Source organism: [Bacillus] selenitireducens MLS10 (assembly GCF_000093085.1).
Classification (GTDB): domain Bacteria; phylum Bacillota; class Bacilli; order Bacillales; family Salisediminibacteriaceae; genus Salisediminibacterium; species Salisediminibacterium selenitireducens.
On the sequence record NC_014219.1, the window covers coordinates 2,490,714 to 2,502,718 of the forward strand.

Here is a 12,005-nt window from a genome sequence, read left to right on the forward strand (position 1 = left end):
ACCTCCCAAGCCTGCAAAGCAGGTTCATACCCTGAATGTCCGGTTACCAGGGATAGCTCCCAGTCATTCAGGGCCTCCACGGCTGCAGGGTCAACGCCCACATGCCTTTGTGGATCGCCCTACAGCCTTTACTCCCAGTCATGACCCAAGGCTGGGCGCCTCAAGCCAAAACTAGAAACTTCATCGATGTGCCCTTTAGCGGATTTTTAGGCCCGCTTTGGAGATTGGAGAGCCGACTAGAATACTGCACCACCCGCAACCTTAAGAATACCATGAAATCCAGATGTCAGACAACAAAAGGTTTTGATTACCCCTTTCGTTCTCCGATGTACGTGATTAATCCGTCCAATACAACCGGATTGAAATGACGAATTCTCTGAAGATTCATTCGGGCTTCATTTAAATGAATGTCCAGTTTTTTCTTTGCCCCGTCAAGCCCAAGAAGTGAAGGGTAGGTATTTTTATCATTCCCGGCATCACTCCCAACAGGCTTACCAATCTCTTCAACCGTCCCTTCAATATCAAGAAGATCATCCTTGATTTGAAAAGCAAGGCCCAGATGCTTACCGAGCAACGAGAGATACTTATTATCTTCTTCATTCAAACCTGCTATCTTTCCGCCGGCCATCAGTGAAACGGATAGCAGGTCTCCGGTTTTCCGATGATGAATGGCTTCAAGTTCTTCTGCCGTTAACTCTTTCCCTTCGCCCTGCATATCCGAAACCTGTCCGCCAACCATCCCTTCAGGTCCGGCCGCGTCAGTTATGTCAGCAATCAAGGCCACTTTTAAATCCGCACTTAAATGCTCATCTTTACTGATCAGGTTAAAACTGTGAGTCAACAGTCCATCTCCGGCGAGTATGGCTATATCTTCTCCATATACCTTGTGATTTGTCGGTTTTCCCCTTCGGAGATCATCATCATCCATCGCAGGCAGATCATCATGTATCAGTGAATAGGTATGGATCAGTTCGAGTGCCGCAGCCGTGCGGTAACCTGCTTCGAGAGGTTTTCCCGCTGCATGCAGGACAGAAAGAAGCAGCACCGGTCTGATCCGCTTGCCCCCTGCGTTAAGAGAATAAAGCATGGATTCTTTTAAAATATCCGGTGACTTCAAAGGGTTTAATAATAAAGGAAAACGGGCTTCCAGGATATTAATCTGTTCGGTTAGAAACTGTTGAAATTCAGGTTTACTATTCACGAAATTATGACTCCTCTTCAGGATTGAATTCACTTCGTCCGCCGTTTTCATCCAGTATTTCCGCCATTTTCGTTTCCACTTTCGTCAACCGAGAATGACAGTCATTTGACAAAGCAACCCCTTCTTGAAACATCGTAATCGCTTCTTCTAGAGGAACATCTCCCTGCTCAAGCTTTTGTACAATACGTTCAAGTTTTTGCATGGATTCTTCGAAAGTCGGCTCCTTTTCTTCCTCACTCATTCTGATTCCTCCTCAATGCGTTTGACACGTTTTTTTGCTTTGACTTCACCGTTCAGTTCGCCGTCCTGCAAGCGTACAGTGAAACCGTCACCTTCGTTAAGCTGATCGATCTCTTTGACAAGGTTCCCATTTTGATCATACGTGAGGCTGTAGCCTTTTGCCATCAACTTCAACGGACTGAGTAAATCGAGCTTCGATGCCAAGAGCTGCAGTGCTTGTCTCACTGAATTGGATTGATCTGTCATCGCATCAACCAACGCTTTTTTCGACCGCTCAAGATTGATCCGTTCCTGATCGATTCTACGGGCAGGGTGCTGCACATACAGTCTGCCATACAAATATCTGACGGCTTCCTGATGAACATCGATCTTCCGATCCGTTGCTGCATGCAGACGGTCAAGCAAACGGTCAAGATCCTGTTCTTTCTGCTCAATCAATTGTTTTGGGTACCTGAAAGCATAAGATGCCATCAGTCGCTGAAGGCGCGTCTGTTCCCGTGTCACCATCTGATTAAACGAATGTCTGAGCCGTTTCTTTCTGTCAATCAGCCAGTCGATCATTTCCTGCTGATCCGGTACCGCAAGCTCAGCAGCCGCGGTTGGGGTCGCAGCTCGCAGGTCCGCAACGAAATCACTGATCGTCACATCGGTTTCATGACCAACTGCGGAAATAACAGGTATCGTGCAGGAAAAAATCGCTCTGGCAACGGACTCTTCATTAAATGCCCAAAGTTCTTCAAGAGAACCACCGCCTCGCCCGACAATCAGGACATCAAAAGAACCCTCTTCCTCTGCCTGACGGATCGCTTTCACGATCGTTGGCGCAGCCGACTCCCCTTGAACCTGCACAGGCAACAGCGTCACACTGGCAACCGGGTAACGGCGGTTCAGCGTCGTGATCATATCCCTGACAGCTGCACCGGTAGGTGAGGTAACAACTGCAATCCGTTTAGGTGTTCGGGGGATCCGTTTTTTTGATTCTTGGCTGAAAAGACCCTCGCGATCGAGCTTTTCTTTTAGCTCTTCAAAGGCCAAATACAAATTCCCGATACCATCAGGCTGCATTTCTTTCACATAGAGCTGGTACTGACCATATGGTTCATATACAGAGACCTGACCTCGAATAAGGACACTCATGCCGTTCTCAGGGGTGAATTTCAAATACCGGTTACTCCCGGCGAACATGACAGATTGAATACGGGAGCCGGCATCCTTCAGAGTAAAATACATATGTCCTCTGGAATGGTGTTTAAAATTCGAGATTTCTGCACGTAGCCAGACATTTTGAAGATCAGGTGCTGTATCAAACTTCTCTTTAATTGTTTTCGTCAGCTCTGTGACACTCCAAAATTCCTGGTTCATGACAAGCGCCCCTTTATTAAAATCCGTTCAGATTATGTTTCCATTTTGCAGATAGAATCGTGTTATGAAGAAGCATGGTGATGGTCATTGGACCAACACCTCCAGGTACCGGCGTGAGGTAAGACGCTTTTTGTTCCGCACTCGCAAAGTCGACATCCCCGGTCAATTTGCCCTCTTTGTTCCGATTAACACCCACGTCTATGACAACAGCACCTTCCTTGATATCATCTCCGGCGATAAAATGTTCACGGCCTACAGCAACGATCAATATATCCGCCGATCGCGTATACTCCTGCATATTCTTTGTTCTCGAATGGCAATATGTAACCGTCGCATGCTCATTCAGCAAAAGTTGTCCGACCGGTTTGCCGACGATATTGCTGCGGCCGACAACGACGACATGTTTTCCCTGAATGTCGATGTTTTTGGATTTGATCATTTCAACGATTCCAAACGGGGTACATGGCAAGAATGCCTGCTGACCGGTCATCATGCGTCCAATGTTAATCGGATGGAATCCGTCAACATCTTTTTCAGGATCAATTGTCTCGATTACCTTCTTTTCAGAAATGTGATCCGGCAGAGGCAACTGAACGAGTATGCCATGAATATGATCAGCTTTATTCAGATTTTCGATTTTCGTAAGCAGTTCTTCTTCTGAGATGGATGTTGTTACGTGGTCCATTTCAGAGAGGATGCCCGTTTCCTCACAGGCTTTCTGTTTCGCTTTGACATAGGACTGACTTGCCGGGTCTTCCCCAACCAGAATAACAGCTAATCCGGGTACAATTCCGGATTCCTTTAATCTCGCTGTTTCTTTCTTCATTTCTTCTCTCTTCGACTTCGCAAGTTCTTTGCCTGAAATAATTTCCGCTGACATGTGCATCCCCTCCTGAATTTCTCCATGTATTTTCAACGATTATCAATCGTTGACTTCGAGTTTTTTTGCTGCATTGGACAGAACTCCATTGACAAATTTCCCTGATTCTTCGTCTCCTGAAAATCCTCTCGCAAGGTCAATCGCCTCATTGATTGCAACACTGACCGGCACATCATCCGAGTGGATCATTTCATACATCGCGATCCTCATGATGGCCCTGTCCACTCTTGCAAGACGGCTCAACTGCCAGTTGTCCATCGAATCCTGGATCTTGATATCCAGTTCATCCATCTCTTCCAATACGCGCTCAACGAGTGTTAATAAATACGGATCCATGCTCTCGTTTTCCTCGAGAACGGTTTTTATCGCTTCTTCAGGATTCACCCCTGTCATTTCCACTTGATAAAGGGCCTGAATGGCCTTGATTCTTGCTACTCTGCGTTTCATATAAGCGCTCCTTTTCATCTGAATATCCATCTATGATCATAGCATAACTTGCGTCGTCGAAACAGCAACACAGCAGAAAAAAGACTGTTGCAATGTTATGCAACAGTCCATATCGCAGGGTTACTTTTTTTCGGAAGGTTCCGGTTCAACTTTTGTTTCAAACTGAACGCCCACTATGTGGATATCCACTTTGACGACATCAATCGCTGTCATGTTTTTTAATGTCTGCACAACATTCTCCTGCATTTTTTTCCCGACATCCGGAATGGAGACGCCATAGTTTGTAGCAATGAACAAATCGATGGATACACCTTCTTCTGTCATCTCCACTTTCACACCCTTACCGTGGGAACTCTTTCTGCCCAGGCGTTCAGCGACTCCCGATGCAAAATTCCCCCTCAATGCCGCAACGCCGTCAACTTCGGAAGCAGCGATCCCTGCAATGACTTCGATCACTTCCGGTGAAATTTCCACATTACCGAGATCTTCTTTATCTTCTGACATTGGGATTAAATGATTTTCATTCATAATAGATCCTCCTCTTTACTCAATCTTGATCAGGGTCTTTCAATGAATATGTGTCCAAGAAGCCGGTATTGAAATCCCCTTTAACAAAAACAGGGTGATTCATCAGCTTCTGATGAAATGGAATGGTTGTATGAACGCCTTCAATAATGAATTCATCAAGTGCACGTCGCATCTTCGACACTGCTTCTTCCCTTGTAGGAGCATAGGTAATCAGCTTGGCTACCATTGAGTCGTAAAACGGCACGATTGTATAACCCGGGTATACGGCGCTGTCAACACGGACACCAAATCCGCCCGGTGGCAAATACATGGTGACCTCACCCGGAGACGGCATGAACTGCTTGTCAGGATTTTCTGCGTTAATCCGGCATTCGATTGCCCATCCATTAAACACGACTTCATCTTGAGTATAGGAGAGCTTTTCTCCAGAAGCAACTAAAATTTGTTCTTTTATTAAATCAACTCCGGTAACCATCTCTGTTACCGGATGTTCCACTTGAATTCTCGTGTTCATTTCCATGAAATAAAACTCATCTGTGTTGTGATCAAAAATAAATTCAATCGTGCCTGCCCCTGTATAGTCTACGGCTGCCGCAGCTTTTACAGCCGCTTGCCCCATTTTCTCGCGCACTGCTTTCGAAACCGCAGGTGACGGTGTCTCTTCGACCAATTTTTGAAGCCTCCGCTGGATCGTACAGTCCCGCTCCCCCAGATGAATCACGTTGCCGAAGCGGTCCGCCATGACCTGAATTTCCACATGTCTAAAGTCTTCGATGTATTTTTCTAAATAGACACCTTCATTACCAAAATTGGCTTTGGCTTCTTTTTGCGTCACCGAGATCCCTTTTCGAAGCTCTGACTCATTTCGGGCCACACGGATTCCTTTACCCCCTCCACCGGCAGTAGCTTTAATGATAACCGGATAACCGATGGATTCAGCAACTTCCACTCCCGCATCGACGGTTTCGACGATGCCGTCCGATCCCGGAACAACCGGAACGCCCGCCTGTTTCATCGTGGTTCTGGCCACATCTTTTGTTCCCATTTGGCTGATGGCCCATGCGCTCGGTCCAATGAACGTAATATTGCACGCTTCGCATATCTCGGCGAAATCAGCATTTTCCGCGAGAAATCCGTAACCAGGGTGAATGCCCTCTACGCCCGTTAATGTCGCAACGCTCATAATATTCGTGATGTTCAGGTAACTCCCTGCTGATGATACCGGTCCGATACAGTACGCTTCGTCAGCAAGTTTGACATGCAGGGCTTCTTTATCTGCTTCGGAAAACACCGCAACAGTCTCAATCCCAAGCTCTTTGCAAGCCCGTATGACCCTGACAGCAATCTCTCCTCTGTTGGCAATCAGTATTTTTTTCAGCATCCTCATCACCTACTCCGGTTTCACTAGGAAAAGCTCCTGTCCGTATTCGACAAGCTCTCCGTTCTCAACCAGTATTTCAACAATTTCTCCGTTGGCTTCAGCTTCAATCTCATTCATTAATTTCATCGCCTCGACAATGCAGACAACAGTATCAGCTTTTACCCGGTCCCCTTTTTGGACGTAAGGAGCCTCATCAGGTGATGGTGCTTCATAGAACGTTCCGACCATTGGTGAAGTGACGCTGACAAGTCCGCTTCTGTCTGGTTCGGAAGGTTCTGATACCTTAGCCGGTTCTGTGACCTGTTTCTGTTCAGGTTCAGTCGTCCTTGCAACAGGTTCGCTATGTATCTTTTCTTCCGTCGGCGCCGGTGCAGGTGAGGCAACCGTCCTCGTGACTTCACCCTGATGTTTTCGCAACGTCACTTTGGAACCGTTTTGCTCAAACTCAAATTCATCAATCGATGATTCATCAATTAACTTAATGAGTTCTCTGATTTCCTGGATTTTCAACATCGTTATCACTCCATTTCGTTAATATCCGCTGTATATACAGCATAATCGGTGGTATACGTCTTATTATCTGATAAATTCAACTACGTATTAGGACGTAGTCATAATTATGCTACCGTAATTACAGTGAAAAGAAAACCTATTTTTCGATTATTTTTTCAGAATCGAGTAGGAGGGGCTTCACAGCCCCGACCTCTCACACCACCGTACGTACGGACCCGTATACGGCGGTTCAATAAGTTGAGTATGCATGCTCGTAGAGTTGACTCATGTCTTTGAGTCCCCACCCTGCGAGCTTTTCTATTTTGATGGCTTTGTGCAGTGTCTCGTTCTTGGAGGCACGCCAATAGCCTTTGCGAGTGTTTGCCATTTTCCAAGCTTCTTCGGTTTCAATGCCATACTTCATCAAATTCTTGTATCTCGTTTTAATTTTCTTCCACTGTTTCCAGATCAGTTGCCTCAGCCGATGGTGTAACCATTGCTTAATGCTGTTGATAAAGGATTTCATGTAACTGATGCCATAGTAGTTGATCCAGCCGGTTGTCACCTGGTTAATCTTAAGAATAATGTAATCGAAGGAGTTCGCCTGGTTTCATTATTACTTTTGTGAATGCAAAACCCCAGAAACTTTCGTTTCGTTGGTGATCCTATAGCACTTTTCTCTTGGTTCACACTCAGTTTAAGTGTTCCCTCGAGGAAAGTTGTTGTGTTAAGGAGCACACGCTCCGCAGCTCTGCGACTTTTAACGTAGATGCAAAAGTCATCTGCATATCTGACGAAACGGTGGCCTCTTCTTTCCAATTCCTTATCCAGTTCATGTAGGTAAACATTGCTGAGAATCGGTGATAAGTTGCCGCCTTGCGGTGCACCGTTTCTTGAAGATTCCCAGTTGTCCCCTATCATAATCCCGCTTTTAAGAAACTTCCAGATCAGTTTCAAGATGATCGGATCCTGAATATATTGTTCAAGATAGTTCATCAGCTTTTGATGGGGAATCGTATCAAAATAACTTTTCAGATCGATATCCACGACCATTTTGAATCCTTCATCATAATATTTTGCGGCTTGTTTAATCGCTTGTTTGGCATTTTTACCCGGTCTGAACCCATAACTGTTTGGAGAGAAGTGCGGATCTATTATCGGTTCAATAACTTGAAAAATCGCTTGCTGGACCATACGGTCCCGGACTGCCGGTATCCCCAATTTGCGTTTCTTTCCATTCTCTTTCGGAATCTCTACCCGTTTTACGGGCAAAGGTTGATATGTCCCTTTTTGGATTTTGGCTATCAATGGTTTCGCATATTGGTGAACATGTGCTTCAAGTTGGTCAACGGTCATCCCGTCGACCCCGGGGTTTCCTTTATTGGAAATCACCCGGTTCATCGCCAAATTCAGGTTATCCGGACAGACCACTCTGTCAATTAATTGCATACCGCTTTTCGACTCCTTTCGTTGCCAGATTGCTACACGCTTCTGCATACTCTTACGCTTCCAGCGTATCCCTCTGCAGATAGCCGTCCGGAGACGTTTTCTGTGATTAAAGCAATCCTGTCAATTTCATTTGTCTCAAAGACGCTTATTGTTCGGTCCTTCATCCCCATGGGATTACTATGACCTCGGCTGACTTCTTACGATTCAGGAATCCATCTCTGAATTCCTTGTTCCTGTAGGATCTTCCATCCTTCTTGTCGGGAACCCTCGTAAGACCTCCCGGGGTAAGCACTGTCTCCTTCGTCCTATCGCCGCCATATTTACACTGTGGGGTTCGGGCAGTATTGGACTTTATCTTGTATAGCAGACTCATCCGCCCCATTTGTGCCTGATATGGTTCGTGTTCCTCGGTACAGGAGTTTGTCGCCGGCTTCCTTCAGATTCCACCTCACGGTGGACACCCTTGCCATTGACTAGTGGTTCCTACTGCCAAGCCCACAGGAGACTTTCACTCCCAAGATACAGTGCATGCCCGGCACACTATAACAATACCCTTGTGCTTTTTACGCACAAGGGTATATGATCATTCGGCAGTTTCTGAATTTTCATTCTCCAGATCAGTCTCTTCAGTTTCTTCGGTAACAGGGGATTCCACCTGTGTTTTGTATTCCCTGAAGATTGGAAAATCAGAGAGGTTCTCAGGAATTTTCCCCTTATCGAGCAAAATGATTTTTACCACATCTTTGTTTCGGGCCATGTGGTATTTTTCTCCATATTCATTTTGCGCAGTATATCTTTTCAGGCTCAAATAATCCTCTTCCTGAATCGATACCGGCTCACCATCTCCAGCCTGTTCTTCACTTTGAATAAAGCCCACTTCAAATTCTACAATTTGAATTTTGTCATTCTTAATGTTTCGTGTTTGTTCGAGGACTGCTTTCGCACCCTCAGTCAGTTCTGACCATTCCATTTGCATTCGCTCCTTAATGACACTGGTTCACATTCATTCGTATGACGATTCTTAGATCGATCATCTGAAAGGTGTGCGTTCAATAAGGTATTATACCATGATCACATGTAAAAATCATGACAGGTCTGAAATCTGTACGGTCAGATTTGTAATTTTGTCTGTGAACGGATCACATTCATCAACTGCTCTTTGCTTTCTGTCCATTCTTCAAATGAATCCCGATCCGCACAAAACGAACTGATTTCTTTTCCCCCATCAAAGACGTTCACACAATAAAAATCATCCCAATGCCTGCTGTATGAAACCGTAATACCGTTATCCAGGGTGATGATTTCATCTCCTTTAATCCAGTCATCCGGATTCACCTGATCGAGATGGCTGTTAACAAGCTCGATCATCTCTTCGTCATCCCACTCATCAAACGCTTTCACATCCGTGCAAAATGAGCCCTTGGACGTGCCGTTTTGCATGACCTCAACGCAGACGACATATTCTGAAAACTTCTGGAAATTAGCAGTGACTGTTTCTGAAATAGTAACTTGTTTTTCGTTCACGTCAATCACCTCTTCAATTAGATTGTTATTGTAAAAAAACACATCTGTAATGTTAGTAATTACAGATGTGTTTCCACAAAATCAGCCTCTTGAAACGTATTTCCCTTCACGCGTATCAATGATCAAATAATCTCCTTCATTAACGAAAAACGGAACCTGGACAGTCAATCCTGTCTCAACGGTCGCCGGCTTTGTTCCGCCTGAAGCCGTATCTCCCTTGATACCTGGCTCTGTATCGGTTACTTTTAATTTTACCGTGTTCGGAACTTCAACTCCAAGAATTTCACCATTATACTGCAAAACCTGTACTTCCATGTTTTCAAGCAGATATTTAAGTTGATGTTTAATCTGATTGGACGGCAGTTCGATTTGCTCAAACGTCTCCATATTCATAAAAGCATGAAGATCCCCATCCGAATACAAATACTGCATTTTATCATTATCAAGATGAGCTTTCTCAACTTTTTCACCTGCACGAAAGGTTTTTTCCTGAATGTTTCCTGATCGCATGCTGCGAAGCTTAGAACGGACAAAGGCTGAACCCTTGCCTGGTTTTACGTGCTGAAATTCAATGACTTGCCAGATGTCATTATCCACCTCAATGGTCAATCCTGTTTTAAAATCGTTAACTGAAATCATAAATGTCCTCCTGTACAAAAATAGTCTAATTCCTCAATTAAAGGGTAATAAGTTCTTTTGTCGACTTGCTCATGATTGTGTTTCCTTCTTTTGTAATCACGATATCGTCTTCAATACGGGTTCCGCCTTTACCGGCAATGTAGATGCCCGGTTCAACCGTCACAACCATTCCCGGCTCAAGTTTCTGCTCACTTCTGAATGACAATCCCGGCCCTTCGTGGACTTCCATGCCCATGCCATGCCCTGTGGAGTGTCCAAAGTAGTCACCATAACCCTCAGCTTTGATGTGATCACGTGTCAAAGCATCCGCTTCAATACCGGTCATACCCGGTTTGATCCCGTTCACCCCACGAAGCTGAGCCTCTAATACTGTATGATATATCTTTTTCAGCTCATCGTCCACTTCTCCGACCGCAACTGTCCGGGTAATATCTGAACAGTAACCTTTGTAATAAGCACCGAAATCAAGGGTTACAAGCTCTCCGGATTGTATCTCTTTATTACTTGCTACACCGTGCGGTAAAGCTGAACGGTAACCGGACGCCACAATTATATCAAATGAAGATGAGACTGCTCCCTTTTTTCTCATGAAAAATTCTAATTCATTAGAAACATCGATTTCTCTTACTCCCGGTTTGATGAAAGACTGAATATGTGTAAATGCATCATCCGCAATATCGACAGCTTCCTGAATAATCTGAACCTCGTCAGCACTTTTGATTAATCTCATTTTTTCTACAAGACCACTTACAGGTACAAGTTCCGCTTCTATTTCACTCTGGAATGTTTCAAATTGCAAGAACGTCGTATGTTCTTTTTCAAAGCCTAGTTTTTTGGCTCCTGCTTTTCCAAGCTGTGCAGCCACTTCTTTAATTAAAGGTCCTTTGTGTTCGATAATATCAAAACCTTCGATCTGCTCATCTGCTTGTTCTGTATACCTGAAGTCTGTAATGAAAAGGGCTTGATCTTCCGTGATCAGAGCGGCTCCTGCTGTTCCGGTAAAGTCTGTCATGTAACGCCGATTATACGGACTCATAATCAGCAATGAGTCAATCCCATTTCCTTGAAATTGCTTTCTTAACTCGTTAAGTTTGGACATGTGTGATCCTCCTCGTCGATTATTCTTTTACCCTTTGTTATTCTAACATGGAAATGCTCCTCATGGTATAAGGTACTTTTGATACATTATGTAGAGAAAAACGGTGTATTCTGAATATTTGAGGTGTAAATATTTGTCCTTGTGGGAATAGTATTCTATCAGTAGATAAGCTGGCTTTGCCGGAACCTATCGTGTAAAATATAAGTAACAGACAAGCAGAACTGAAAACAACGCGCTTCATAAATCAACCAATTTTTCAACCAGATGTTCCATCCGAAAGCTTACCATTTTATATCAGGAGGTGTAATGCAATGAAGCAATTATTTAAAAGCCCAGTACTGGTCATTATTCTATCATTGGCTTTATTGGGAATTGGTGTACAGCTGTTTACATCGCCTGGTGCTTTCTTCACATCCATCCTCATCACCATCGGTATCGCAACTTTGCTGATCCTACTCGTCACAAGGTTTGTCATGCCGAGAATGATGGGCGGACAGAGTGGCGGCGCCTATCAACGTGCTGTCAAGCAATCAAAACGGGTACACAGCCCTCAGCAGGCAACAGCAAAAAAGACGCCCCCTGCCGGAAAAAAGAACACCGTTTCTTTCTCAAAGAAAAAGCAGGAGAAAAAACGCAACTCAACTAACCGGCCACTCGTTCGAAAGCCATCGGATGTAAAGCTCACCGTAATTGAAGGAAAAAAGAACAAGAAAAAAAGCCGGGCACTTTTCTAAAGCCTGGTTTTTTCTTTCGTTCATCTTAT

General features: G+C 44.6%; 15 protein-coding genes. 1 reads left to right on the forward strand and 14 read right to left on the reverse strand.

What is annotated here, in order from left to right; translation table 11 throughout:
- Nucleotides 1–307: 307 nt before the first annotated feature.
- From BSEL_RS11535 to BSEL_RS11600, 14 genes are all read right to left on the reverse strand, one after another.
- Nucleotides 308–1,201 (reverse strand): polyprenyl synthetase family protein, encoded by an 894-nt coding sequence (locus BSEL_RS11535; RefSeq protein ID WP_013173192.1) that lies wholly within the window; start codon nt 1,199–1,201, stop codon nt 308–310.
- A 4-nt stretch (nt 1,202–1,205) separates the two neighbouring features.
- Entirely contained in the window at nt 1,206–1,442 is a 237-nt protein-coding gene (locus BSEL_RS11540; protein WP_013173193.1) for an exodeoxyribonuclease VII small subunit, read from the reverse strand.
- Nucleotides 1,439–2,803: an exodeoxyribonuclease VII large subunit gene (gene xseA, locus BSEL_RS11545; protein ID WP_013173194.1), complete on the reverse strand. Its 1,365-nt coding sequence runs from the start codon at nt 2,801–2,803 to the stop codon at nt 1,439–1,441. Before xseA ends, BSEL_RS11540 begins: the two co-directional genes overlap by 4 nt.
- Before the next feature lie 16 nt (nt 2,804–2,819).
- Complete coding sequence (gene folD / locus BSEL_RS11550) at nt 2,820–3,683, reverse strand: bifunctional methylenetetrahydrofolate dehydrogenase/methenyltetrahydrofolate cyclohydrolase FolD (RefSeq protein WP_013173195.1); 864 nt, start codon at nt 3,681–3,683, stop codon at nt 2,820–2,822.
- Between the two features lie 42 nt (nt 3,684–3,725).
- Complete coding sequence (nusB, locus tag BSEL_RS11555) at nt 3,726–4,130, reverse strand: transcription antitermination factor NusB (RefSeq protein ID WP_013173196.1); 405 nt, start codon at nt 4,128–4,130, stop codon at nt 3,726–3,728.
- 120 nt (nt 4,131–4,250) lie between these two features.
- Nucleotides 4,251–4,658: an Asp23/Gls24 family envelope stress response protein gene (locus BSEL_RS11560; protein WP_013173197.1), complete on the reverse strand. Its 408-nt coding sequence runs from the start codon at nt 4,656–4,658 to the stop codon at nt 4,251–4,253.
- 19 nt (nt 4,659–4,677) lie between these two features.
- Complete coding sequence (gene accC / locus BSEL_RS11565) at nt 4,678–6,039, reverse strand: acetyl-CoA carboxylase biotin carboxylase subunit (protein ID WP_013173198.1); 1,362 nt, start codon at nt 6,037–6,039, stop codon at nt 4,678–4,680.
- A 9-nt stretch (nt 6,040–6,048) separates the two neighbouring features.
- Nucleotides 6,049–6,552 carry an acetyl-CoA carboxylase biotin carboxyl carrier protein gene (gene accB / locus BSEL_RS11570; RefSeq protein ID WP_013173199.1) on the reverse strand — a complete coding sequence of 168 codons (504 nt, stop codon included), beginning with the start codon at nt 6,550–6,552 and terminating at the stop codon, nt 6,049–6,051.
- Nucleotides 6,553–6,781: 229 nt separating this feature from the next.
- A complete protein-coding gene (locus tag BSEL_RS18370) occupies nt 6,782–7,096 on the reverse strand; it encodes a group II intron maturase-specific domain-containing protein (protein WP_232970457.1) in 315 nt (104 codons plus the stop codon).
- Entirely contained in the window at nt 7,093–8,028 is a 936-nt protein-coding gene (ltrA, locus tag BSEL_RS11575) for a group II intron reverse transcriptase/maturase (RefSeq protein ID WP_232970458.1), read from the reverse strand. The genes BSEL_RS18370 and ltrA overlap by 4 nt, the downstream gene beginning before the upstream one ends.
- Nucleotides 8,029–8,563: 535 nt before the next feature.
- Complete coding sequence (locus tag BSEL_RS11585) at nt 8,564–8,950, reverse strand: hypothetical protein (protein ID WP_013173200.1); 387 nt, start codon at nt 8,948–8,950, stop codon at nt 8,564–8,566.
- Nucleotides 8,951–9,090: 140 nt separating this feature from the next.
- Nucleotides 9,091–9,504 carry a hypothetical protein gene (locus BSEL_RS11590; protein WP_013173201.1) on the reverse strand — a complete coding sequence of 138 codons (414 nt, stop codon included), beginning with the start codon at nt 9,502–9,504 and terminating at the stop codon, nt 9,091–9,093.
- An 81-nt stretch (nt 9,505–9,585) separates the two neighbouring features.
- Nucleotides 9,586–10,143 carry an elongation factor P gene (gene efp, locus BSEL_RS11595; protein ID WP_013173202.1) on the reverse strand — a complete coding sequence of 186 codons (558 nt, stop codon included), beginning with the start codon at nt 10,141–10,143 and terminating at the stop codon, nt 9,586–9,588.
- A gap of 37 nt (nt 10,144–10,180) precedes the next feature.
- Entirely contained in the window at nt 10,181–11,242 is a 1,062-nt protein-coding gene (locus BSEL_RS11600; protein ID WP_013173203.1) for a M24 family metallopeptidase, read from the reverse strand.
- A gap of 311 nt (nt 11,243–11,553) precedes the next feature.
- Here BSEL_RS11600 and BSEL_RS11605 point away from each other — a divergent pair, with 311 nt between their 5' ends.
- Nucleotides 11,554–11,976, forward strand: coding sequence for an SA1362 family protein (locus tag BSEL_RS11605; RefSeq protein WP_013173204.1), 423 nt, complete (start codon nt 11,554–11,556; stop codon nt 11,974–11,976).
- Nucleotides 11,977–12,005: the final 29 nt, after the last annotated feature.